At 69.9% G+C, this 22,339-nt stretch carries 20 protein-coding genes; 8 read left to right on the forward strand and 12 right to left on the reverse strand.

All coding sequences use genetic code 11. The features are described 5' to 3' along the window. The first annotated feature begins 24 nt into the window (after nt 1-24). Nucleotides 25-2,451, forward strand: a complete 2,427-nt coding sequence (locus tag LXT21_RS33925; protein ID WP_254042370.1) for an ATP-binding cassette domain-containing protein — start codon at nt 25-27, stop codon at nt 2,449-2,451. Nucleotides 2,452-2,529: 78 nt separating this feature from the next. Here LXT21_RS33925 and LXT21_RS33930 read toward each other — a convergent pair whose 3' ends face one another. Next, entirely contained in the window at nt 2,530-2,934 is a 405-nt protein-coding gene (locus tag LXT21_RS33930) for a RidA family protein (RefSeq protein ID WP_254042371.1), read from the reverse strand. Between the two features lie 101 nt (nt 2,935-3,035). Here LXT21_RS33930 and LXT21_RS33935 point away from each other — a divergent pair, with 101 nt between their 5' ends. Continuing rightward, nucleotides 3,036-3,941 carry a LysR family transcriptional regulator gene (locus LXT21_RS33935; RefSeq protein WP_254042372.1) on the forward strand — a complete coding sequence of 302 codons (906 nt, stop codon included), beginning with the start codon at nt 3,036-3,038 and terminating at the stop codon, nt 3,939-3,941. 20 nt (nt 3,942-3,961) lie between these two features. On the opposite strand, the gene LXT21_RS33940 is transcribed toward LXT21_RS33935, so the two are convergent. Then, entirely contained in the window at nt 3,962-4,207 is a 246-nt protein-coding gene (locus tag LXT21_RS33940) for a DUF1272 domain-containing protein (protein WP_254042373.1), read from the reverse strand. Nucleotides 4,208-4,358: 151 nt separating this feature from the next. On the opposite strand from LXT21_RS33940, the gene LXT21_RS33945 reads away from it, so the two are divergent. Further along, nucleotides 4,359-4,724, forward strand: a complete 366-nt coding sequence (locus LXT21_RS33945; protein WP_254042374.1) for a MerR family DNA-binding transcriptional regulator — start codon at nt 4,359-4,361, stop codon at nt 4,722-4,724. A 7-nt stretch (nt 4,725-4,731) separates the two neighbouring features. Then, the gene (locus LXT21_RS33950) at nt 4,732-5,661 is read left to right on the forward strand and encodes an alpha/beta fold hydrolase (RefSeq protein WP_254042375.1); all 930 of its coding nucleotides are present in this window, start codon (nt 4,732-4,734) and stop codon (nt 5,659-5,661) included. A 6-nt stretch (nt 5,662-5,667) separates the two neighbouring features. Here the strand turns inward: LXT21_RS33950 and LXT21_RS33955 are convergent, their stop codons facing one another. Continuing rightward, a complete protein-coding gene (locus tag LXT21_RS33955; protein ID WP_254042376.1) occupies nt 5,668-6,045 on the reverse strand; it encodes a GatB/YqeY domain-containing protein in 378 nt (125 codons plus the stop codon). Between the two features lie 119 nt (nt 6,046-6,164). Here LXT21_RS33955 and LXT21_RS33960 point away from each other — a divergent pair, with 119 nt between their 5' ends. Both LXT21_RS33960 and LXT21_RS33965 read left to right on the forward strand, forming a co-directional pair. Continuing rightward, complete coding sequence (locus LXT21_RS33960; RefSeq protein WP_254042377.1) at nt 6,165-7,448, forward strand: radical SAM protein; 1,284 nt, start codon at nt 6,165-6,167, stop codon at nt 7,446-7,448. Further along, on the forward strand, nt 7,445-8,422 hold the full coding sequence (locus LXT21_RS33965) for an aminotransferase class I/II-fold pyridoxal phosphate-dependent enzyme (RefSeq protein WP_254042378.1): 978 nt from the start codon (nt 7,445-7,447) through the stop codon (nt 8,420-8,422). The genes LXT21_RS33960 and LXT21_RS33965 overlap by 4 nt, the downstream gene beginning before the upstream one ends. Nucleotides 8,423-8,485: 63 nt before the next feature. Here the strand turns inward: LXT21_RS33965 and LXT21_RS33970 are convergent, their stop codons facing one another. From LXT21_RS33970 to LXT21_RS33980, 3 genes are all read right to left on the reverse strand, one after another. Then, nucleotides 8,486-9,385: a hypothetical protein gene (locus LXT21_RS33970; RefSeq protein WP_254042379.1), complete on the reverse strand. Its 900-nt coding sequence runs from the start codon at nt 9,383-9,385 to the stop codon at nt 8,486-8,488. A gap of 247 nt (nt 9,386-9,632) precedes the next feature. Next, on the reverse strand, nt 9,633-10,697 hold the full coding sequence (locus LXT21_RS33975) for a hypothetical protein (RefSeq protein ID WP_254042380.1): 1,065 nt from the start codon (nt 10,695-10,697) through the stop codon (nt 9,633-9,635). A 200-nt stretch (nt 10,698-10,897) separates the two neighbouring features. Further along, the gene (locus LXT21_RS33980) at nt 10,898-11,986 is read right to left on the reverse strand and encodes a hypothetical protein (protein ID WP_254042381.1); all 1,089 of its coding nucleotides are present in this window, start codon (nt 11,984-11,986) and stop codon (nt 10,898-10,900) included. Nucleotides 11,987-12,264: 278 nt separating this feature from the next. Here LXT21_RS33980 and LXT21_RS33985 point away from each other — a divergent pair, with 278 nt between their 5' ends. Continuing rightward, nucleotides 12,265-13,650 carry a radical SAM protein gene (locus LXT21_RS33985; protein ID WP_254042382.1) on the forward strand — a complete coding sequence of 462 codons (1,386 nt, stop codon included), beginning with the start codon at nt 12,265-12,267 and terminating at the stop codon, nt 13,648-13,650. A gap of 58 nt (nt 13,651-13,708) precedes the next feature. Here the strand turns inward: LXT21_RS33985 and LXT21_RS33990 are convergent, their stop codons facing one another. The 4 genes from LXT21_RS33990 to LXT21_RS34005 form a co-directional block, all read right to left on the reverse strand. Continuing rightward, the gene (locus LXT21_RS33990; RefSeq protein ID WP_254042383.1) at nt 13,709-15,445 is read right to left on the reverse strand and encodes an FG-GAP-like repeat-containing protein; all 1,737 of its coding nucleotides are present in this window, start codon (nt 15,443-15,445) and stop codon (nt 13,709-13,711) included. 483 nt (nt 15,446-15,928) lie between these two features. Beyond that, the gene (locus LXT21_RS33995) at nt 15,929-16,828 is read right to left on the reverse strand and encodes a CPBP family intramembrane glutamic endopeptidase (protein ID WP_254042384.1); all 900 of its coding nucleotides are present in this window, start codon (nt 16,826-16,828) and stop codon (nt 15,929-15,931) included. A gap of 17 nt (nt 16,829-16,845) precedes the next feature. Next, nucleotides 16,846-17,346, reverse strand: a complete 501-nt coding sequence (locus LXT21_RS34000; protein ID WP_254042385.1) for a MarR family winged helix-turn-helix transcriptional regulator — start codon at nt 17,344-17,346, stop codon at nt 16,846-16,848. 90 nt (nt 17,347-17,436) lie between these two features. Then, nucleotides 17,437-17,685: a hypothetical protein gene (locus tag LXT21_RS34005; RefSeq protein WP_254042386.1), complete on the reverse strand. Its 249-nt coding sequence runs from the start codon at nt 17,683-17,685 to the stop codon at nt 17,437-17,439. Between the two features lie 152 nt (nt 17,686-17,837). Here LXT21_RS34005 and LXT21_RS34010 point away from each other — a divergent pair, with 152 nt between their 5' ends. Beyond that, nucleotides 17,838-18,830, forward strand: coding sequence for a hypothetical protein (locus LXT21_RS34010; protein ID WP_254042387.1), 993 nt, complete (start codon nt 17,838-17,840; stop codon nt 18,828-18,830). Nucleotides 18,831-18,845: 15 nt separating this feature from the next. Here LXT21_RS34010 and LXT21_RS34015 read toward each other — a convergent pair whose 3' ends face one another. Then, the gene (locus tag LXT21_RS34015; protein ID WP_254042388.1) at nt 18,846-21,095 is read right to left on the reverse strand and encodes a S41 family peptidase; all 2,250 of its coding nucleotides are present in this window, start codon (nt 21,093-21,095) and stop codon (nt 18,846-18,848) included. A 141-nt stretch (nt 21,096-21,236) separates the two neighbouring features. Continuing rightward, nucleotides 21,237-22,166: a DUF808 domain-containing protein gene (locus tag LXT21_RS34020; protein WP_254042389.1), complete on the reverse strand. Its 930-nt coding sequence runs from the start codon at nt 22,164-22,166 to the stop codon at nt 21,237-21,239. Between the last annotated feature and the right edge of the window lie 173 nt (nt 22,167-22,339).

Below are 22,339 nucleotides of genomic sequence, written 5' to 3' on the forward strand. Positions count from 1 at the left end.
CCGTTCGCCGTCGGTGCCCCTGTCATGACCGAGCCCAAGCACTCCACCCCCGCGCATCCCGCGGACCGCCACGACCTCATCCGCGTCCGGGGCGCCAGGGAGAACAACCTCAAGGACGTGAGCGTCGAGATACCCAAGCGCCGGCTGACGGTGTTCACCGGCGTGTCGGGCTCGGGCAAGTCGTCGCTGGTCTTCGGCACCATCGCGGCCGAGTCCCAGCGGATGATCAACGAGACCTACAGCGCGTTCGTCCAGGGCTTCATGCCGTCGCTGGGCCGGCCCGAGGTCGACGTGCTGGAGGGCCTGACGACGGCCATCATCGTCGACCAGGAGCGCATGGGCGCCAACTCCCGCTCCACCGTCGGCACCGCGACGGACGCCAACGCGAGGATGCGGGTGCTGTTCAGCCGCCTGGGCAAGCCGCACATCGGCTCCTCCAACGCGTTCTCCTTCAACATCCCGTCGGCGCGCGCGTCGGGGCAGATCACCGTCGACAAGGGCGAGGGTCAGGTCGAGGAGCGCGTGGTCACCCTCTCCGGCGGCATGTGTCCCCGCTGCGAGGGCATGGGCTCGGTGACGGACATCGACCTGCGCCAGCTCTACGACGACTCCAAGTCGCTCAATGAAGGCGCGCTCACCATCCCCGGCTACAACGCCGACGGGTGGCAGGTGCGCATCTACGCGAACTCGGGCTTCCTGGACCCGGACAAGCCCATCCGCAAGTACACGAAGAAGGAGCTCGAGGACTTCCTCTACAAGGAACCCACCAAGGTGAAGTTCGAGAGCCTGAACCTCACCTACGAGGGCCTGGTCCCCCGCATCCAGAAGTCGGTCCTGTCCAAGGACAAGGAGGCGATGCAGCCGCACATCCGCGCCTTCGTGGAGCGCGCGGTGACGTTCACGCCCTGCCCCGAGTGCGGCGGCACCCGGCTCAACGCGGCCGCCCGGTCCTCCAAGGTGAAGGGCATCAACATCGCCGAGGCGTGCGCGATGCAGGTGAATGAGCTGGCCGAGTGGGTGCGCGACTTGAACGAGCCCTCCGTCGCGCCGCTGCTGGCCTCGCTGCGCCAGACGCTCGACTCGTTCGTGGAGATTGGGTTGGGCTATCTCAGCCTGGACCGTCCGTCGGGGACGCTGTCGGGCGGCGAGTCCCAGCGCATCCAGATGATTCGCCACCTGGGCTCCTCGCTCACCGACGTGACGTACGTGTTCGACGAGCCGACCGTCGGACTGCATCCGCATGACATCCAGCGGATGAACGACTTGCTGCTGCGGCTGCGCGACAAGGGCAACACCGTGCTGGTCGTCGAGCACAAGCCGGAGGTCGTCGAAATCGCGGACCACGTCGTCGACATCGGTCCCGGCGCCGGAACCGCCGGTGGCAGGGTGGTGTTCGAGGGCACGGTCGACGGCCTGCGCGCCAGCGACACGCTCACCGGACGACACCTGGGCTACCGCGCCACCTTGAAGCCCTCGGTGCGAAAGCCGACGGGGACGATGAAGGTGCGCGGGGCGAAGGCACACAACCTGCGGGGCGTCGACGTGGACATCCCGCTGGGGGTGCTGGTGGTGGTGACGGGCGTCGCGGGCTCGGGGAAGAGCTCGCTGATTCACGGCTCGGTGTCGGGCCGGGAAGGCGTGGTGACGGTCGACCAGAGCGCGATTCGCGGCTCGCGGCGCAGCAACCCCGCGACTTACACGGGCCTGCTGGACCCGATTCGCAAGGCCTTCGCCAAGGCGAACGGGGTGAAGCCCACGTTGTTCAGCGCGAACTCGGAGGGCGCCTGCCCCACGTGCAACGGCGCCGGGGTCATCTACACGGACCTGGCGATGATGGCGGGCGTCAGCACGCTCTGCGAGGAGTGCGAGGGCAAGCGCTTCCAGGCGGCGGTGCTGGAGTACCGGTTGGGCGCGCTCAACATCGCGGAGGTGCTCGACCTGCCGGTCAAGGACGCGGCGAGCTTCTTCGGCTCCAAGGAGGCGCGCACGCCGGCCGCGCATGACATCCTGAAGCGGATGGACGACGTGGGGCTCGGCTACCTGCGGCTCGGCCAGCCCCTCACCACGCTGTCGGGTGGCGAGCGGCAGCGGCTGAAGCTCGCGACGCACATGGGTGAGGAGGGCGGCGTCTACGTGCTCGACGAGCCGACCACGGGCCTGCACCTGGCAGACGTGGAGAATCTCTTGAGGCTGCTGGACCGGCTGGTCGACTCGGGCAAGTCGGTCATCGTCATCGAGCACCACCAGGCCGTCATGGCGCACGCGGATTGGATCATCGACCTGGGGCCGGGCGCGGGGCACGACGGTGGGACCATCGTGTTCCAGGGGCCGCCGACGGAGCTTGTCTCCGCGAAGGCCACGCTGACCGGCAAGCACCTGGCGGCGTATGTCGGCGGGACCGCGAGTTCGAAGGTCGATGCCGCTCCAAAGCGCGCGGCGCGGCGCTCGTAGTCGCTGACGCCCACGAAGGCTCCGTGCTCCCGACGTGAGGGACACGGAGCCTTGCGCTCCGGAGCCAGCGGTCACGGCTCAGGGCAGGACGGCGGTGGCTTCCACCTCCACGAGGATGTCCGGCTCGAAGAGCACGCTGACGCCAATCAACGAGGCCGGCGCCGGGACGAACTTCAGCTCTTGTGCGACCTGCTGAACGCCCGCGCCGAAAGCGGAGAGCTGCTCGGGCTTCCAGCCGACCACGTAGAACCTCAAGCGGACGACGTCGCTGAACGTGGCGCCCGCCGCCGCGAGCGCGATGCCGACATTGCGCAGCGACTGCGCCACCTGTCCCGCCAGGTCTCCTCGCGCGACGAGCTTCCCCTCGGCGTCGTAGGCGACCTGGCCGGCGATGTGGACCTGCCGGGTGCCCGTGGCGATGGACACCTGGTGGTACATCTCCGGCTTCATCATTCCATCGGGATTGAGCAGCGTGACGGGCATGGGGTTCTCCTGTGAGTGGTGAAGTTCATACCCCTATACCGGCAGGATTGACGAACGGCATTCCCCACTCCAGCGATGGGCTCGCTACAATCACGAAGCCCATGAAGCGCGCCAGCCTCGACGAAATCCTCGCCTTCATGGCCGTCGTGGACGCGGGCAGCTTCGTCGCGGGGGGACGGGCCATCGGCCTGACGCGCTCGGCCGCGGGCAAGGCGCTGGCCCGGCTGGAGTCACGGCTCGGGGTGCGCCTGCTCCACCGCACCACGCGCCACGTGAGCCTCACCGACGACGGCCGCGTCTTCCATGAGCACTGCCTGCAGGTCCTCGCCGCACTGGACGAAGCGGAGGCCAGCGTCGGCCAGCACACGGGGACTCCGCGCGGCGTCCTGCGCCTCACCGTGCCCGACGCGTTCGGCCGACTGCTGGTGCTCCCCGTGCTGCGGGACTACCTGCGAATGTGGCCCGAGGTGCAGGCGGAGGTGAGCTTCAGCGACCGCGTCGCGGACGTCATCGAGGAGGGCTACGACCTCGCCGTGCGCATCCAGGCGACGCATACGGACACGCGCCTGGTCTCCCGGCTCGTGGCCCAGTACCCCGCCATCCTCTGCGCCTCCCCCACCTACCTCGCGGCGCGGGGCGAGCCTCGGACGCTGGAGGAGTTGGCGGGCCATGACTGCCTGTTCTTCAGCAGCCGCGCGCGCAGACAGCGTTGGCGCCTGCGCGAGCACGGGGGCGCCTGGGTCCACGTGGAGGGACGCAGCCGCCTCCGGCTCGACAGCGGCGAGGCGCTGCGTGACGCCGCGGTCGCCGGGATGGGCATCGCGTTCCTGCCTGGCTTCCTCGTCGACGCGGACCTGGCGCGAGGACGTCTCCGGGCGCTGCTGCCCTCCGTGGAGACGGGCACAGTGCGCATCACCGCGCTCTACCCGAGCAAGACGCACCTGCCCGCCAAGGTGCGGTGCCTCATCGACCTGATGGTCGAGCGCTGGAAGCCGAAGTCCCGCTGACGGCTCCGGCCCACAGCGCCTCAGCGTGGAGCGCAGCCCTCCGGCTTGAACACCCGCACCGTGGACGCGGGGAACATGGCGAGCTTGTTGGCGGGCCGGCGCGGACGCGGCGTGAAGCCACCACCGCAGTTGGGGCAGATGCCCTTCAAGCGCTCCGTCACGCAGTCCGCGCAGAACGTGCACTCGAAGGTGCAGATGAACGCGTCCGGAGCGTCGGGCGGCAGGTCACGGTCACAACACTCACAGCCGGGGCGCAGTTGCAGCACGCGGGAACCTCCTGGGCGTCTGGGCCGAACGAACCACGGCGAGGCGGCCAGCGCAACCTCCCCTCCAGCACAAAGCTCCTCGGCCCGTTAACAGGAGGCCTTGACCTTGCCACTGGTGTCAGGGGCTAGCGTTCGAGTCCAGGAGAGCCGGATGAACATCGGAGAACTCGCCCGTCGCACGGGCTGCAGCGCGCGCTCCATCCGCCACTACGAGAAGGCGGGGCTGCTCGCGTCGAGTCGCCGGGCCAACGGCTACCGGGACTTCGATGCGGACGCGGTGTCCCAGGTGATTCAGGTGGCCCACTTCATCCGGCAGGGCTTCGCGCTCGTGGACATCTCCACCTTTCCGCCCTGCATGCTCCGTGAAATCACGGCCGCCATCTGTCCGCGAGCGCTCGAGCTCCACCTCGCGCGACTGGCGGAGCTCGACCAACAACTCCGCACGCTCTCGGAGCGCCGGGAGCGGCTCGCCAGCGCGCTCGGCGCCAACGTCCGGCCCGTGCGCGCCATCAAGTGAGGAACCCATGAATCGTCGCGACCTGATGAAGACCGCCCTCGCGGGGGCGGGGATGCTCCCGCTGCGAGGTGCCCTCGCCGCTTCGACCGAGCGGGGCAAGCGTCCGCATCGCACCTTCCTGCTGGTGCACGGCGCCTGGCACAACGCCCTCCACTGGGCGCGTGTCACCGAGGCGCTCGTCGCCCGGGGCCACCGCGTCGTGGCCATCGACCTGCCCGGTCATGGGCTCAACGCGCGCTTCCCCTCGAGCTACGTGGAAGGCGCCACGGCGCGCTTCCGTGAGGAGCGCTCGGCGCAGGCGGACATCACGCTGGAGGACTGCGCCACCGCCGTGGTCTCCGCGCTGGAGAAGCTGCGTCAGGGCGGCACGAAGCCCGTGCTCGTGGGGCACAGCGTGGGCGGCGCCGTCATCACCCGCGCGGCGGAGCTGGCGCCCCAGCTCATCGACCGGCTCGTCTACCTGAGCGCGTTCTGCCCCCTGAGACTGGGGAGCGCCAGCGCCTACGGAGCGCTGCCCGAGGCGCGCACGGGCTATGGCGAGACGCTGTTCGTCGGGGACCCGGCGAAGCTGGGCGCGGTGCGCATCAACCCGCGCGGCGATGCCGGATACCTGGAGGCCCTGCGCGCGGCGTACTACCAGGACGTGCCCACGGCGGGCTTCCTGCCCTTCGCGCTCAGCCTGACGCCCGACCTGCCCTTGTCGCTCTGGACCTCCAAGACGGGCGCGACGAAGGAGCGCTGGGGCCGGGTTCCTCGCGGCTACATCCGCTGCACCCAGGACCGCGCCCTCGCTCCGGCGCTCCAGGACCTGATGATTCGCGAGGCCGATGCCCTCACGCCGGGCAACGTCTTCACCGTCGAGTCCCTGGAGTCCTCCCACTCGCCGTTCGCATCCCAGCCGGAGGCGCTCGCCGGGCTCCTGGATGGCATGCGCTGACGCAGGTCAGTCGCCCGTGGGCTCCGCCCGCAACGTGACGAGCACCTCCACCTGGGCCCGCAGCGTCGTTGCCTCCTCGTGCTTGCCCAGCTGGACGTAGAGGGCCTCCGCGTCCCGTCGCTCCTGGAGCTCCTTCTGGAGGAGGGCCTCCACCGCCTCCGGAGACAGGAGCCGACGCGGCACGTCTCCACTCCCCAGCCCCTCCACTCCACCCGCGACGACCCCCGTGACGGCCTTGGGCGCGACGCTCAGGTCCGCCGCCTCGGCGTTGTCGAGGGCCGCCAGCGTCTCCCGCAGCACCGCCACCGCCGGCGCGTTCCTGTCTCGCAACGCATCCTTGAGCGCGGCACGCAGCCGCGTCTTCCAGTCTCCCACGGTCCTCATCCGCCCACCGTAGAGGTGCCCACCCGAACACTCAAGGCAACCTGTCAGGCGCTCCCTCCCTGGCCCGTGCTTTGTGTCAATTTGACACGAAGCTTGAACACTGGGAGAGTGACAGCGTCATGGACACCGCCTTCGTCGCCTTCATTCCGCTCTCGAACTGGCTCCGCGGATTCGATCGCTACCGCATGCGGTACTCGAAAGCGTCCATCGCCGAGTCGACGTTCCCCGACGCGTTCTACATGTTGAGGGAAGACGAGCCGTGGACGCCGGGGCTCGAGAAGGCGCGGCGGCTGGTCGCGAAGCTCGGCCGCGCGAAGGACCGCGTCGTCGCGCTGCGCGCCCGGCTGCCGACGTCGGGCACACGAGCGATGCGTCCCAATGACACCACCGGCACGGGAATCGGTTGGCGATGGCCCTCGCCCGAGGTCCCCTTGAGCGGCGTCGCGTGGGTCGAGGACGACGGCACGCTGCGCCCCACCCTCCACGAGGAGGTCACCGCGCAGGCGTTCCAGCTGGACGACACGGGGCTCGCGTCGTGGGCCGACTGCCGCCCTCGCTCCTTCTCGGTGCTGCCCGTGGCGAAGGCCTGTCAGGCGAAGTGCGCGTTCTGCTTCTCGAAGGCCAGCGTCTCCGACCTGGCACGACAGCGCAGCGCGTCCCTCGAGCATCAGCTGCACTGGGCGGACCTCGCCCGGGCGCGAGGGGCGGAGCGCGCGGTCATCACCGGTGGAGGCGAGCCCACCTTGCTGGCCCCCGGGCAGCTGCGCTCGCTGGTGCGCGGCCTCGCCGAGCGCTTCCCGAAGACGCTCCTCATCACCAACGGCGCGCGCCTGGACGCGGGACAACTGCACGCCCTGCGCGACGAGGGCCTCACCACGCTGGCCGTCAGTCGCCACGGCGTCACGCGCGAGGACGACGCGCGCATCATGGGTCTGTCGGTGGACTCGGGGGCGCTCGCGCGGGCCTTCGGGCTGCGCAGCCGCGCCATCTGCGTCCTCCAGCGCGGTGGGGTGGATGACGTCCCCAAGGTCCTCGCCTACCTGGAGCGCAGCGCGCGCGACGGGTTCCACGAGGTCTGCTTCAAGGAGCTCTACGTCTCCAGCCTCTCCGAGAACACGTGGGCGCCGAGCGCCGCGAACCAGTTCTGCGCGGAGCATCAGGTGCCGCTCGAAGTGGTACTCCGAGCCATGGACACCGGAGGGTTCACGCAGGTCGACGCGCTGCCGTGGGGCAGCCCCGTGTTCGAGGGAGAAATCGCCGGACGTGTGCTGCGCGTCGCGGCCTACACGGAGCCCTCCGTCGGCTGGGAGCGGACGCACCGGAGGGTCCGCTCGTGGAACCTCATGAGCGATGGGGCCTGCCTCGCCTCGCTCGAGGACCCCACCTCGGAGCTGCGCGGATGAGACACGAGGACTTCCTCGCGCTGCGAGGCACGTGGCGCGCGAAGCGGCCCGAGCTCATCGACCTGGCGGAGCTCAACGTCTACCGGAGCCTCGCGCCCGCCTTCGCCCCCATCGAACCGTCGACCCACGCGGAGGCTCCGTACCGGTGTCACCTCGCCGAGCGTTATCTCTCGCACCTCGGGCTCGAGGCGGGGCTCAAGGCGCGGACCCAGGTCAGTCACGGGGTGCGGCGCTCGCTGCGTGCGCTGTTCGGCTGGCTCGCGTCCCGGCAGGCGCGCCTCGGCGTCCCCGAGGATGTGTACCCGGTGTACCAGCAGCTCGCAGAGGAAGCAGGCGCCCAGGTCGTTCGCTTCTCCGCGCGCGAGGGCCTGCCCGTCCTCGAGGACTGCGACGCGCTCCTGCTGTGCGAGCCGCTCAAGCCCTGGGGCCGCGAGCCCGGACGCGAGGAGGCCGAGCAGGTGGAAGCGTGGGTTCGCGCCGAGCCGGGGAAGCGGGTGCTGCTCATCGACTCCGCGTACGCGACGCCCCCGACTCCGTGGGTCCTGCGGCTCATACAGGAGGAGCTCGCGTTCGTCCTCGTCTCCCTGTCGAAGGGCTGGCTCATCCCGGACCATGCGGGGCTGTGCATCACGCCGTCTCGGTGGCGCGAGGACATGCGCGCCGCCTTCGCGCCGCTGCCGAAGGACGAGGGCAAGCTGCGCATCGGCTACGCGGCCCTCACCGAACACGCAGCGCGTCCCGCCGAGGTCCGGGCACGCCTCGCCGAGCACGCGCGCGCCCTGGACGCCCTCACCTCCCGAAGGCCCGGGCTGAGGGCCTCGCGCTGTGTCGGTTACTTCGCCACGTCACAGTGCTCGTTTGACGCGCTGCTGGAGCAAGGTGTCCTCGGCGTGCCCGCGTCCGTCTTCGGTGGACCCGAGGCGCTGAGCATCCTGTCGAGCCTCCCCGTCGCACCCTCGACACGCGCGAGCTGAGCTGCCACGACGTCCTCGGGCGCACCGGGGCCCTCGGGGCGGCCGGTGCGCCCCGCCCGGGACTCAGGGCGTCTGGATGAAGCCGGCCGGCGGCCCCATGAACGCATCGCCGACGCGGATGTTGTCGATCAACACGTAGCTGTTCGTGGTGATGGCGTTGTTCGGGCGGTCTCCGAAGTAGGCCAGGATGCGGCTGTAGTCGAGCGGCTGCGCGGCGACGTTGAGGTTGCGGCAGTCCCAGCCCTCGGTGGTGACTCCGCCGTTGCAGAAGCCGATGCGGTGCTGGAGCCGCCCGTCCCGCGACCAGATGTAGAGCGTGTTGAGGCCGCCGATGACGACCTCGAACTCCACGTAGAGCCACTGCTCCAGGAACTGCTCCATCTTGAAGGCGTGCGACGTGGTCGGCGTGGACGGCGCCCAGTGGGAGCTGAACTCATCGGCGCAGATGCCCGCGGCGTTGTTGCAGGCACGAAAGCCGCGATAGGCGTACGCACCCGCGTTCGTCTCGAGTCCGCTCTCGGTCACCATCGGCCGGATGTTCCTGCCGCCGTTGGAGACGTCGTCGTAGACCAGCACGTGCTTGTGGCCCGCGCCGCGCATCGTCGCGGGCCAGTCGCGCCCGTAATAAACCATGTAGCCCACGTTCGCCCGCTGACCGTTCTGGTGGTTGAGCAGGATGCCGGTGTCGCCCTGCGCCACGTAGCCGGGCCGCACGTCGAAGCGGGCACAGCCCCCGCTGTAGCAATTCACCGTCGTGTGCGAGCGCCGGAGAATCTGGGCGCGCGGGTTGAGGCTCTCCTCGAAGATGATGTCGGCGTAGTTGTCGACATCGAACTTCTCGACGGCGAAGAACGGCATCTCCGTGTTCGGCGTGCGCTGGGCGGCCGTGGCCAGGTTCCAGTTCGTCAGGGGAGGCACCATGCCCTGCTCGACGATGGCTGGCGACAGCGCGCTCCGCGCCAAGGCGGATGATGCGTCCTGCGCCTCAGGCCCACCCCCCGAACAACTCAATGAGGCCACCACGGCGAGCGACCCGGCGGAGGTCGCGAGGGTCTTCTCGAGGACACGTCGAAGGAAAGGAGGCTTCACGTTCGGCTCCCGGTCCGGAGGGGGTTGCCCGGCCTGGCACCAACAGCCGAGCAACTCTCGCAAATCACGAATTAACAGAGCATGACAAGACGCGGTCCGCCGCGCACCTCTCCCTCCATCGCTACTCGAACAGGGAGAGCTGTCCCAGCGAGCGCAGCTGTCCCGTCGTCTCGCGCGGCACCGCGCGGACACGGACCCGGGACACGGACGTCGTGCCCGTGAGGTCCACCTCCACGAAGGGCCGCGCGCCCGTGCCCTCGAGCAGGTTGGCCAGGGGCACCCACTGGGCGCCGTCGGCGCTGCCCTCCAGCACCAGCTCGCTCATGGCGCCGGACACCTCGAAGTTGCGCAGCACCGCCTTGCGCGGCACCACGGGCCTCGCCAGTTGCACCACGACCTCCTGGACACCCGTCTGGAAGAGCACGAGCCCATCCAGCTCTCCCTGGGTGAGTCGGCACGGCGTCTCCGCGTTCAGGTACGTGCACGTGGCGCCACGGCTCACGGGCACGAGCGTCCGGCGAGGCAGGGCCCGCTCATCGCTGACGTAGGTGACCCGCACCGACTCCGAGCCCGCCCGCGCGTCACGCTCGACGCTGACGAAGGCCTCCAGCCCCTCCGCGTCCTCGAGGACGGCGTCACTCAAGCGAACGGGCGAGGCGGCCTCCGACACGCGCCAGGCCTCACGCAGGGAGCGGCGCACCGACAGCACGTGCGCATCGCTCTCCAGTCCGTGCGTCGCGCGCAGGGAGCGGAACCCCACGCTCAGCCCTCCCGCCTCCTCGGTGGCCGACATCGAACCGGTCCACTCCTGCAGCACGGGCAGCGCGACCTCCGACTCCTGGATGAGGAAGGCCGCGGAGACGCTCCGCCCCTCACGCTGCGTCGGCGAGCGGAGGACGAAGCAGCGCGCGATGCTCCCGTTTCGCGTGTCCGCGCCCAGCAAGTCCAACTCGAACGTGCCATCCGTGCGGGCCTTCACCGACTTCCAGCTCGCCGTGAACCCCGCGAACGCACACGACGAGTTGTCGCTGCGGTAGACCTTCAGCATCGCCTCGGGCAGCGCCGCGCCGGCCTCGTCGACCACGCGCCCCTTGAGGACGATGTCCAGGTCATCCGCGACCTTGCTCTCGGTACAGCCGACCACCCACGTCAAACCACCCAGTGTCAACGCGCGAAACCACCGCATGAGAACCCCCTTCGACAATGAGCCGGGGCCTCACTGCAAAATCGGGCGCAGGGTCCGCTCCCTCTGGAGGCGTGAAGCGGGTCGCGCCCTTTCGTGACAGGGTCGTCATGGAGAGTCCCCTACGCGGGTGCCACCGCCACTTCGCGGCGAGGCCACACCTCAGTCGTCGCGCTCGGTCCGCACATCCGGCTTCTCGCGCCTCAGTGGGGCTTGCGCTCCTTCTCCAGGGCGCGCTCGGGCGCGATGCGCAGCAAGACACCCAGAAACCGCTCGGACAGCGCGACACGCGCTCCCGCGAAGCGACGGACGAAGTCCAGCGCATCGAGGATCTGCTCACGCTTGTACTCGAACAGGATGGGCAATGAGCTGAAGCTGAGCTCCCCCGCGGCATGCCAGCCCGGCGCATCCGGGACGATGTCGGCGATCTCCTTGAAGCGAGGCTCCTGCTCCCGGGCCAGCTGCTCCAGGACCTTGCTCACGGCGGGCTTCTTCAGCGCCGCCAGGGCATCGCACCACGAAGCGAAGGCCGAAGTGGCCGGCACTCCGGGGAGACGGTAGCGCTTGGGCCACTGCTCGACCTCCTGGAGCAGCTCCACGCGCCGACGCAGCTCGCCCGGCTCGGTCAGCTCCAGCCCCGCCTCGGGAAGCAGCTCCTCGAGCGTCAGCATCTCGAAGGCGTTGCTCGGCCGGAACACGTTGGCCCGGAACACGTCCTTGTCCGGCAGCCGCACGTTCAACTCCATCAGCCGGGTACGAAGGGGCCGAAGGTGCTCAGGGTCCTCGGGACGTGACTCGATGCCCAGCGGCGCGGTGAAGTCGCGCTTGCAGGCCCGACAGGTTTCGTCGTCCGGCGAGACGGGAGCGCCACACGAACAACGCAGGTTGCCCACCTCGGGTTCGGGTGGCTCGTACCGGAGCACCTCTTCCCGGAGGTCCTTCTGGAGCAGGACGAAGTCCGTCTTCACCCGACGGTCCTCATGGGGAACCGGGAGCGCCCGCTGGCTCCCCTCCCACAGGAAGCACCGCACCTCACCGTCGAGGGCGAACTCCGCCAGCGTGCCCCTCCCGCCCAACTTCACCGTCAAATCGAGCATCGACTCGAGCAACGCGCGCAGCTCCGGCGCCTCGGCGTCGGGAACGGCGCCGCGCAGCTCGACGGGATTGAGGGTGGCTGCCATGTCGAACAGGGGGCGCTCGACCAGGTCGAAGAGCAGCTCCACGACAGGACCACGCCCTCCCTCCAGATGACTGGCGCTCCACTTCTTCTGCACGGAGGGGGCGACAGTCATCACCACCGCCAGCCCGGTCATCCCCTGGATTCGCACGCAGCACCCCGATGTGGTTCCAGGAGCAACCTCTACCCGATGACAAATGTCACCGTCCACGTCGAACCTCCTGTCCCAGGCGCTGACTCGGTGGCACGGAAGTCCTCGGTGGATTACCTGTTCCCCTGCTCGGCATCAGCGCTTCTTCGTGTCGTCACCCTGGAGGATGTCACGTGAGCCCCGCCCCCTTTCCCAGCCCCGAGATGTCTCGGGAGGAATTGAGCCTCGAGCTGCGACGCCGGATGTCACGCCCCCAGCGGCATCGCCTGCTGCAGGGCTACCCCATGGCCCCTGTCATGGAGGAAGCACATGTCGCCCATGACCCGCTCCACGAGTTCGACGTCGACCCCTCCCGGTCGCTCATCATCGGCGTGCTTCCCCACACCTATTGCAATCCCAAGGTGAAGGGCTGCGGCTTCTGCACCTTTCCCCACGAAAAGCTCGCCAACGGCCCCATGCGGCGCACCGTCGAGCAGGTCGCCATCGAAATCGAGCGCACCGTCCGAAGGCATCCATCGCTGAAGGCGCGCACCATCGACGCGGTCTACTTCGGTGGAGGCACGGCCAACCTGACGCCGCCCGAAGGATTCGAGCGCCTCCTCTCCGCGCTCGGGAGCGCCTTCGACCTGCGCGGCGCGGAGCTCACGCTCGAGGGCGTCCCCCGGTACTTCCTGCTCCATGACGAAGCCCTCCTCGACCTGCTGGCGGGGGCCGGCGTCCGGCACCGGCGTCTGAGCATGGGCGTCCAGACCTTCGACCCGGGTTGGCTCAAGCGCATGGGACGCGACGCCTTCGGGGACGAGGGCGACATCCGTCGGGTCATCGAGGGCGCGCATCGACGCGGGTTCACCGTCTCCGCGGACATGCTCTTCAACCTGCCAGGGGCCTCGCTCCAACACGCGCTGGAGGACGTGCGCAAGGCCGTCTCGCTCGGACTCGACCAGGTCTGCGTCTACAACCTGGTCCTCACGGAGAAGCTCCCCACCGTGTGGGCGAGGAACGTGGGCCTGCTCGACGCGATGCCCACGGGGGACAAGGCGGTGGAGACCTGGCTGGCCGTCCGCGACCTGCTGCTGGAGCAGGGCTATGTGCAGACCACGCTCACCAACTTCGAGCGGGCGGAGGTCGCGAGCACCCCTCGGCGCTTCACGTATGAGCTCGCGAGCTTCGACCCCGAGCACCGGGATGCGCTGGGCTTCGGCCCGGGCGCCCTCTCCACCTTCACCCGCGCGGACCCGAAGCCCGTGGTCCGCGCCATCAAGTGGATGAACCAACCGACGAGCGACGGCTACAGCCGCGCCATGACCGAGTACCAGCGCGCGGTCGCCACCACGTTCAGCTACCTGCCCCTGGACCTGAGCCTGCTCCACCTCACGCGCAACCTGGCCCGACTCCGGATTGACGGCGCCGCGTACGAGCGCGTCTTCGGGAGCAGTCCGTTCGAGGACTTCGCCTCCAGCTTCGAGCTGTTCGAGGAGGCGCGGCTCCTCCGGAGGGAGGGCCCCGTCGCGCACCTCACGCCGGAGGGCATGTTCTACGCGGACTCCATCGCGGGGCTGCTCGCCCACCCGATGCTCGCGCTGCGACGTCAGTGGGACAAGGAGGGGGACGGCAGCCACATGGGCTGAAGCCGTGCTCCGGGATGACTCCGCTCCGGCACACACCGCACCGGAGCGGAGCTTCACGTCAGGGCAGACAGGCCGTCGTCAACAGCGAGAGGGACGTCGAGCCCAGCTGACTCACCATCAACTCCAGCCTGTCACCACCGCTGAAGTTCCCGGCCGCGAGCCCGCGCGGAATGGCGTCCAGGACCACGTCCTGCCTGGCCGCGAACGAGCCATCGCCCAGGCCGCGTAGGAAGCTGACGGTCTTCGACGCATCGTGCGTCACCGCGACGTCCAGGTGGCCATCCCGGTCGAAGTCCGCCAGGAGCAGCTCCCCGACCTCGCCCAGCACGTTGAAGCGCTTCGCGGCATCGAAGGTGCCGTTGCCGCGGCCCAGGCCCACGCTCACCGCGGGCGCGTTGAAGCCATCGCCCTTGCTGGTCACCAACAGGTCCGCCCTGCCATCGTGATTGAAGTCCGCCGCCGCCACGTGCTTGGGCTGGTTCTGGGCCGAGTAGCGAGCGCCGGAGCGGAACGTGTTGCTGTCCCCCGAGCCGAAGTAGACATAGACGTCGGAGCCGAGCGACGCGGGGAGCGCCACATCCAGGTGCCCGTCCCCATCAAAGTCCGCCGTGGTGACGGTGAGCGCGACGAAGGACAGGTTGAAGTCCTGCCGGGTGAGGGACCCGAATCCATTGCCCTGCATCCAGCTCAGCGTCGAGCTTCCCGTCGCGAGGCTCGTGTTGACGGTGAGGACATCCAGGGCCCCATCACCATCGAGGTCCGCGGTCGTCATCGACCAGGGCCCCGCCCCCGTGAGTGCGCTGCGCCCCGCGGAGAAGGCGCCGTCCCCGAACCCAGGCAGCACGCTCACCGTCATGCTCCGCGTGTTGAGCACCGCCAGGTCCAGCACCGAGTCGCCGTTGAAATCACCGGTGAGGAGTCGCTGGGGCTCCGCGCCGACGACGAGCTCGCCCTGTTTGCGCAAGCGCCCCTCTCCCTGTCCGAGGTAGCTCGCCACGGTCGTCTCGGCCATCCGGGTCCCGGCGAGGTCGGGCTTCCCATCCGGGTCGAAGTCCCCCGCCACCAGCGCCCGGAGCTCCGCCTCCACGGGGACAGACGGGAGCTTCGTCCAGCCGACGTGGTCACACCGGGTCTTCGACAGCCGGGGCTCCGAGGGTGGCCCCATCCCCACCGCGTTCACCGCGCGGACGATGACCTGATACTCCGTCTCCGGCGTCAACCCGGTGAGCTCCACGCCGGTGTCCATCGTCGTCTGGGAGCGAGGGGTGGCGGCGTCGAGGAGCTCGACGGAATACGACGGGACCCCCGCCCCGCCATCCGCGTCGGGCGGCGCCCAGCTCACCCGCAGCGTCGAGTTGCCAGGGATGACGTCGAGGATTCGCGGAGCGCCCGGCGGGGACAGCGTCGTCACGGAGGGCGAAGAGCCGGACTCCGGCCCGTCCCCCACGGCGTTGGTGGCGCGGACCTGGAAGGTGTAGCGCGTGCCGTCGACGAGCCCGGACACCACCACGTTCGTGGCACCGGTCGTCGTGGTGGTGACACCTCCGGAGCACGTCACCGTGTACTTCACGATGGCACTGCCACCATTCGAGCTGGGCGCCGTCCAGCTCACCTGTGCGGAGCGGACACCCGCCAACGCCTGGACGTCCGTCGGCGCTCCCGGCAACGTCACCTCGGGCCCCGGCTTCGGCGGAGGGCGCCTGTCACCTCCCTCCGAGCCACACCCCGCGCACAGCACCATCCATCCCCACAACAGCGTGGCCGCGAAGCCGCGCGCATGCACCTGAAGCATCATCCCGTCCCGGGTCAAAGAGCTCCGGCCAGCCACGGGCGGCCGCACAGCAATCCGTATGCCCATTGCGCGCACCCGGAGAGCCGCTGCACGGCGTGCAATGCGTGGCACAGGGGTTGTGACGCCGCGAGCACGACACGCCCCATCCCTGCACAGGGTGAGCGCCCAGCACATCCCACTTCACTCACACCCCGGGCTGAACTAGACCCGGGTCAGGGGCCATGATTCGCAGCGCCGAGGTCATTCATGGTGAGCCTGTGGGACATGTTGAGCCTGTTGTTGGTTGCCTCCACCGTCGGAGGAACGCTGGGCGGCGCCCTGACCGCCGGCGGAGGATTCGCCCGGCTGGGATTGGGGCTGCTGTTGGGGCTCGGGCTGGGCGTGCTGTTCGCGATGGGCTTCAGGAGGTTGGGGAGCGGCTCCCCGCTCCGGATACGATGGCTCTACGTGGCGGCGGGCCTCTGGGTCCTCCTGCCGGGCCCGCTGCTAGGTCACTGGGTGGCCCACGGCCTGGTCGGCCTCGTGCTTCCCGCCTCGTGACACGTCCGCGGAGGCCGTGCCCTTCCAGAGCGCCATCGCCACCACCGCCACCAGCAATAGCACCACGCCGATGACGGAGCCCTCCAGCCCGTATTCGCCGCCCGTGAGCCACTCCGGGCGGTCCAGGTACACCGGCGTCCAGAAGCCCTTGAACGAGTTGCCGCTCACACTGAAGCCCAGGCAGTTCATCGCCCAGTTCCAACCCAGGTGCACCCCCACCGGCAACGCGAGGCTCCGCGTCCGCAGGTAGCACAACCCCAGCAGCAACCCCGCCAGGAACGTGTTGAGCATCGCCAACGCCTGCGTGCTCGCGCTCATCTGGGCCTGGAACGGGTGCGCCAGACAGAAGAGCACCGCCACCACGCCCTGGGCCCAGCGCTCGCCCACCCCACGGATGAGCCGCTGGAACACATAGCCCCGGAACAGCACCTCCTCGAACAGCGCCGCGCCCCACATCATCCACGCCGCGCGGAGCACCAGCCCCAGGCCCGCGTCCTGCGTGCGCGTCAGCTCGAACCCACCGGCGAGCCACACGCCCGCCGCCACGCTGCCGAGCAGCGCCGTGCCGCCCGACGTCCCCACCACCATGTCACGGACCCACCGCCCATCCAGCTTCAACCCCAACGACGCCAGCGGCTCCCGCTCCCACCGCACGCACGCCCAGCTCGCGAGCAGCGCCGCGGCGAAGGCCCAGTGCGCCCCCGGCAAGAACCACCGCACCGACTTGGGCAACAGCCCCTGCACGAAGGACAACGCCGCCAGCAACGCCCCGGTGAGCGCGAGGCAGCCCAAAATCTTCCACCCGTTGCGCACACCACCGCTCGCGTCACGAAAAACAGACCGCATGATGATTCCTCTCGCTGTCAGCGCATCGATGGCTTGCGTGATTTCTTCTGCGACTTCTCCAACCGCTCCCTCGACTCCGCGATGCGCGCGCCGAAGGGCTTCGCCTCCAGCGCGCGAATGGCCGCGTCGAGCACCTCCGACAAGGGCGCGGGCAGCTCCTCGTCCAGCCGCGCCGCCGCGTCCGCGGTCGCGGCCCACCGCACCTGCAGCCAGGGCACCAGCGCCCGCCCCGCCTCCGTGAGCCGAATCGAGCGCTGACGCGCGTCGGAGGGCCCCGGCTCTGACGAGAGCAGCCCCTCCTGCACCATCAGCGTCACCGTCTGCGTCGCCGCGGGCTGGGTGATTCCCGCCGCCTGGGCAATCTGTCCCAGCGTCGACGGCTCCCGCGCCAGGAGCGCCCGCATCACCGGCGTGTAGCGCGGCCGATAGGTGTGCCCGTCCGCCTCGTACTCCGCGCCCACCGCGCCATCCAACAGCTCCAGCAGGTGACGCAGCCTCGTACCCAGCCCTCTCTCCATTAACCACTTATATAACCGCGCATATAAATCGTCAAACGAAGGGACGCAGGCGCGCTCCTTCGTCACGATGGGCCTCGGGGATGACGCCCCTCAGGGGCACGCAGGGACGCAGTCGATGGCGGTGTTGCTCCACACCCCCGCCACGCAGGACCAACAGCCTCCCGCCGCGCAGACATCCGCGCACTGCTGTCCGCACAGGTAGCTGCACCCCGTCCTGCACTCGACCCCCCCCGGCGGCGGGCCGACACAGGCGTCCTCTGACGTCGAGTCACCACAGCCGAGGCAGGCCACCCACGCACCCAGCAGGCCCATCACCCACCATCGCTTGCTTGCCGCCATGTCTCCTCCAAGTTCCCGATGACAGGGCCAGCAGACCACGAAACTCCTGACACCCCCGGCACGATTCGCCTCCACCGGGAAGCGCGTCCATGCAGAGACAGCACAGCCCGGGTATAGGGGTGACACCTCGAAGGGGATTCCTGGAGCAACGAATGCAGTGGAGAACAGCGGTCCTGGCGGCCCTCCTCACCGGATGTGCCCCCACGTTGAAGCCCCCCGAGACGTCCCTCCCCACCTCGCCCGTCGCGGCGTCCGCCGCCGTGGTGACCGAGGACATCGAGCGCTTCTGGGTGGCCCACGACGCCGCGGTGGCGACCCCGGATGTCGCCGAGCGCGCCGCCATCCTCCAGCGCCTCTACATCGACCCGGGGAGCCCCGGGCTGCACGCGCTGATGGAGGCGCGTGACTACACGGCCCAGGCCTACGCGGACGTCATCACCCGCTATCCGAAGTACTGGGCCTCCGTCCGCCCGTTGACGGCGCGGGCCCGGAGCGCGGCCTCGTCGCTGGAGCAGGACCTGGCCACCTTCCGGAAGCTGTACCCCGAGCTCCAGCCCGCCACCATCACCTACGCCATCGGCGCCATGCGCACCGGCGGGACGACGCTCGGCCGCAAGGTGCTCATCGGCGCGGAGATTGCCCTCACGGACGCGTCGGTCGACGTGTCCGAGCTCCCCGAGCCGATGAAGACCCGCCTGGGCGCCTTCTTCGCCACGCGCCCCATCGACAACAACGGCCAGAACAACGTCCACGAATACGTGCACACCCAGCAGCGCGACATGGCGGACGTGCTCGCCTCGCGCGTCGTCTACGAGGGCGTGGCCGAGTTCGTCGCGGAGCAGGTCACCGGCAAGCGGCCCCCGCTGGAGATGTACCGCTACGGCCCCGCGCACGCGGACGCCGTCCGCGAGCACTTCGTGGCGCAGATGGACGGCGCGTCGACGAAGGACTGGCTCTACAACGCGCCCACCAACACCTTCGGCGTGTCGGACCTCGGCTACTACGTGGGCTACGAGATTGCCCGGGGCTACCACGAGCGGGCCGCCGACAAGCGCGCGGCCCTCCGGGAGATGATTCAGCTCGACTACGGCGACGTCGCCGCGGTGAAGGCCTTCATCCAGGCCTCCGGCTACCTGCAAGAGTAGCCGCGAGAGCCGCCCTCACTCCTTCCGGGTGGCGGACTTCGGCGCAGGCTCCTCGCGCAGCACCTGCAGGGCGCGCTCGAGCAGCTCGTCCCGTCCCGCCTGGAGCCCCGCGAGCGTGGGCCTCACCTTGACGTGGGGCTCCAGTCCCTTCTTCTGGAGCTGCCGCCCATCGCCGTGCAGCACCGCCTGCCCGGTGAAGGAGAACGACACCCCTCCGGGCAGCACCGCCCGGGTGACGTCGCCATCCGTCCCCGTGGTGGGGCTGCCCACGAAGACGGTGTCCGTGGTGGCCTCCAGCAGGAGGCCCGTGTGCTCGGCCTGGCTGATGGCGCGCGCGTCGATGAGCGTCACCGTGCGGCCCCGGTACTTCGGGCCCGGGCGTCGAGGCACGGCGTCGCTGGACTTCAGGTGGCTCGAGCGCAGGCCCCGGACCACGGGGCACTCGTACACGGCATACGGACGCGAGCCCTTCACGTCGAGGTACGGCCCGAGCGCCCACATCGTGCCGCGCGGATAGTCGCGCAGGTCGAACACGATGCCGCGCGTGTCCTTCAGGGCCTCGAACATCGCGGGCACCTGCTGCTCCTCCAGCAGCCCCAGATCCACGAAGCCGATGTTGCCCTCCAGCATCCGCCAGGGGCTGCCCACCTGCGCCTGGGGCGGAATCCCGCGCCGATGCGTGCCCTTCACCTCCCGGAAGCCCTGGGGGCCCCGCACCCCCAACGTGGACACGGTGCCGTCCGGCGCCGACGCCGCGCGACGCAGGCGGAAGTCCCGCAGCATCTGCGGCGTCGAGACCGCCACGTAGGGCGCGAAGCGACGGGCCCTCGCCTCGAAGGGCTCGCCATTGAAGGTCTCGATGACATCCCCCACGGCCAATCCCGGCACGGCCTCCGGGACGAACACCTCCAGCACCACGGCCTTGCCGTCGATGTCGGAGACCCAGATGGGCAGCGGGAAGCCGAAGAAGCGCTCGAGCTCGGGGTGTCCTCGCATCTGCGCGTGCCCGTCCTCGAGCCACGTGGCGGCCTCCGCCAACGTCAGCGCATACGCCTGGGCATCCTTCGCGGCCTCCAGCTTCTCCAGCAGCGCGGGCAGCCGCTCCTCCCAGGGACGGCTCAGCAGCGAGTGGTAGGGGAAGAAGTACTGCACCACGTTCCAGAGCTTGGCCCCCGCGAGCAGCCTCAGCTCCCGTGCGGGATGGAGCGCATCCGGATACGCCGGCTCGGGACGCCAGGCGGGGACGGGCCTGGAGACCTGCGCCGCCGCCGAGGCCTTGGGGGGCCGGTTCGCCAGCGCGAGCGCCTGCCGCATCCCCTCGTCGGGTCCCGTCGTCGTCGCGCGCGAAGGCCGCTTCACGTCCGCCTCCAGCGGCAACACCGGCTCGTCCATGCTCACCAGCGCCTGGTAGCCCTCGCCCAGCGGCACGGGGAGCTGGTGATTCAGCGACGCGATGCTCAGCGGGCCCTCGGCCACCAGGAGCGCCTTGCCCTGGGCGCGCAGCGCCAGGATGGCGACGTCGAGCACGGAGTCCTCATCGACCAGGACCACGAGCCGCGCGGGCTTCCGGCCCGGCGTGCCCGCGAGCAGCTCACTGGAGGCGGCGACGAGCTCGGTGCGATAAAGGCCGTCCGTGCCGTCCTGAGCGCGCAGCCCCGCGTGGGCCACCTCGCGCAGCCCCGGCACGCTCAGCTCACCTTCGATGAAGTGCGGCAGCAGCCTCGGCAAGACCCACGAGGCGCCATGGCGCTCGAGCCCCCGCATGCGCAGGTCCAGCACCACCGCGCGCGCCCGGGCGGCCTCCACGTCGAGCGTGGTGGTCAGCTCGCGGAAGGTCGCGAAGGCCTCGGGCCCCAAGAGGTTGCGCAGGTCCAGGACCAGGACGTCCTTCTCCCAGCTCTTGAGCGGGCGCAGCGCCGGCGCGGGATCCTTGCGCACGACGGGCGTCTCGGGCTCCACCAGCGTGGCCGAATCACCGAGCACCGCGAGCATCCCTTGCACGGCGGCGGCGTACTCGCGCGCATCCCGCGCGGCCTCCACCTTGGGGAGCGCGGCGAGGAAGGCCGCGTCCCACTCCGCGGGCAGGGAGAAGGCCCAGGGGTGCCGGAAGCGGACCTCGCCCCACAACTTCACCAGCCGAACCCGGCGCTCCGCGCGGAGCGATGCGGCGGTGTCGACGGGGGCCGCGGCCGGCGGCGCGCCTGCCGTGAGACACAAGAGGGCCAGCGACCACAGGGCGATTCGCCGGGGCAGCGCGTGCGTCATCGGGACATCCTCCCGACTTCGGGGGTGGAGCGTGCGAACTTCGCGCAGCTCACCCGACTTCGCACGCGTGACGCAACCACCGGGGCGCTCCCTCGGACGACGCGGACCTGACGCGCGTCGTCGAGGGCTCCGAGCGCGCCGCTACGACTTCTTCTTCACCAGCTTCTGGCCCAGCGTGAAGAGCAGCACCAGCACGCCGCCCGCGCCCAGCCCCACCGCGCCGTTGAGCAGCATGGGGGCAAGGCCGCCCAGGATGCTGCCCACGCCGGGCGCCGAAGAGGCCCAGGTGGTGAACGACTCCTCCAGGTGATGCAGGGTGGAGACGCCGTGCACGAGGATGCCGCCGCCCACCAGGAACATGGCCGCCGTGCCCGCCACGGACAGGAACTTCATCAGCATCGGCGCCGCGCGGAGGATGCCCCCGCCCAGGCTGCGCTGGAAGCCACCGGCCTGACGGCTGAGGTAGAGCCCCACGTCGTCCAGCTTCACGATGCCGGCCACCAGCCCGTACACGCCCAACGTCATGATGACGGCGATGCCCACCAGCACCGAGACGCGGGTGGCGAAGGTCGCCGCGGCCACGGTGCCCAACGTAATCGCGATGATTTCGGCGGAGAGGATGAAGTCGGTGCGCACCGCGCCCTTGATCTTCTCCTTCTCCATCGCCACCAGGTCCACGGCCGGGTTCGCCAGCGCCTCGCGCAGCTCCGCCTTGTGCGCCTCGTCCTCCGCGCCGTGCAGGAACTTGTGGGCGATCTTCTCGAAGCCCTCGAAGCACAGGTAGGCGCCGCCCAGCATCAAGAGCGGCGTCACCAGCCAGGGCGCCAGCGCGCTGATGGCCAGCGCCGCGGGCACCAGGATGGCCTTGTTGACCAGTGAGCCCTTCGCCACCGCCCACACCACCGGCAGCTCGCGGTCCGCGTTCACGCCCGTCACCTGCTGGGCGTTGAGCGCCAGGTCGTCTCCGAGCACGCCTGCCGTCTTCTTCGCCGCCACCTTCGTCAGGATGGAGACGTCATCCAGGATGGTCGCGATGTCGTCGATGAGCGCAATCAGACTGCTGCCAGCCATGAAGTGTCTTCCCGGGGAGGTGTGGGATGCCGCCGTACCGCCAGGACGGATTAGCACAGCGGGGAGTCCGGGGCACGGCTTCGCGCGCGGCCCTCGGGCCCCTCTAAGCAGGCGCGCCAGGACGCGAAAGCCCTCCCCCAGGAAGGCGAGCGAGCGGCGCCGCCCCGCTTCAC

Source organism: Myxococcus guangdongensis, from assembly GCF_024198255.1.
GTDB classification, from domain to species: Bacteria; Myxococcota; Myxococcia; order Myxococcales; family Myxococcaceae; genus Myxococcus; species Myxococcus guangdongensis.

Bases quoted from the DNA above. Each gene is read 5' to 3' on its own strand.
- LXT21_RS33925 (WP_254042370.1), top strand. From the start codon at position 25: ATGACCGAGCCCAAGCACTCCACCCCCGCGCATCCCGCGGACCGCCAC.
- LXT21_RS33930 (WP_254042371.1), bottom strand. From the start codon at position 2,934: ATGCCCGTCACGCTGCTCAATCCCGATGGAATGATGAAGCCGGAGATG.
- LXT21_RS33935 (WP_254042372.1), top strand. From the start codon at position 3,036: ATGAAGCGCGCCAGCCTCGACGAAATCCTCGCCTTCATGGCCGTCGTG.
- LXT21_RS33945 (WP_254042374.1), top strand. From the start codon at position 4,359: ATGAACATCGGAGAACTCGCCCGTCGCACGGGCTGCAGCGCGCGCTCC.
- LXT21_RS33950 (WP_254042375.1), top strand. From the start codon at position 4,732: ATGAATCGTCGCGACCTGATGAAGACCGCCCTCGCGGGGGCGGGGATG.
- LXT21_RS33955 (WP_254042376.1), bottom strand. From the start codon at position 6,045: ATGAGGACCGTGGGAGACTGGAAGACGCGGCTGCGTGCCGCGCTCAAG.
- LXT21_RS33960 (WP_254042377.1), top strand. From the start codon at position 6,165: ATGGACACCGCCTTCGTCGCCTTCATTCCGCTCTCGAACTGGCTCCGC.
- LXT21_RS33965 (WP_254042378.1), top strand. From the start codon at position 7,445: ATGAGACACGAGGACTTCCTCGCGCTGCGAGGCACGTGGCGCGCGAAG.
- LXT21_RS33975 (WP_254042380.1), bottom strand. From the start codon at position 10,697: ATGCGGTGGTTTCGCGCGTTGACACTGGGTGGTTTGACGTGGGTGGTC.
- LXT21_RS33980 (WP_254042381.1), bottom strand. From the start codon at position 11,986: ATGACTGTCGCCCCCTCCGTGCAGAAGAAGTGGAGCGCCAGTCATCTG.
- LXT21_RS33985 (WP_254042382.1), top strand. From the start codon at position 12,265: ATGTCACGCCCCCAGCGGCATCGCCTGCTGCAGGGCTACCCCATGGCC.
- LXT21_RS33990 (WP_254042383.1), bottom strand. From the start codon at position 15,445: ATGATGCTTCAGGTGCATGCGCGCGGCTTCGCGGCCACGCTGTTGTGG.
- LXT21_RS33995 (WP_254042384.1), bottom strand. From the start codon at position 16,828: ATGCGGTCTGTTTTTCGTGACGCGAGCGGTGGTGTGCGCAACGGGTGG.
- LXT21_RS34000 (WP_254042385.1), bottom strand. From the start codon at position 17,346: ATGGAGAGAGGGCTGGGTACGAGGCTGCGTCACCTGCTGGAGCTGTTG.
- LXT21_RS34005 (WP_254042386.1), bottom strand. From the start codon at position 17,685: ATGGCGGCAAGCAAGCGATGGTGGGTGATGGGCCTGCTGGGTGCGTGG.
- LXT21_RS34010 (WP_254042387.1), top strand. From the start codon at position 17,838: ATGCAGTGGAGAACAGCGGTCCTGGCGGCCCTCCTCACCGGATGTGCC.
- LXT21_RS34015 (WP_254042388.1), bottom strand. From the start codon at position 21,095: ATGACGCACGCGCTGCCCCGGCGAATCGCCCTGTGGTCGCTGGCCCTC.
- LXT21_RS34020 (WP_254042389.1), bottom strand. From the start codon at position 22,166: ATGGCTGGCAGCAGTCTGATTGCGCTCATCGACGACATCGCGACCATC.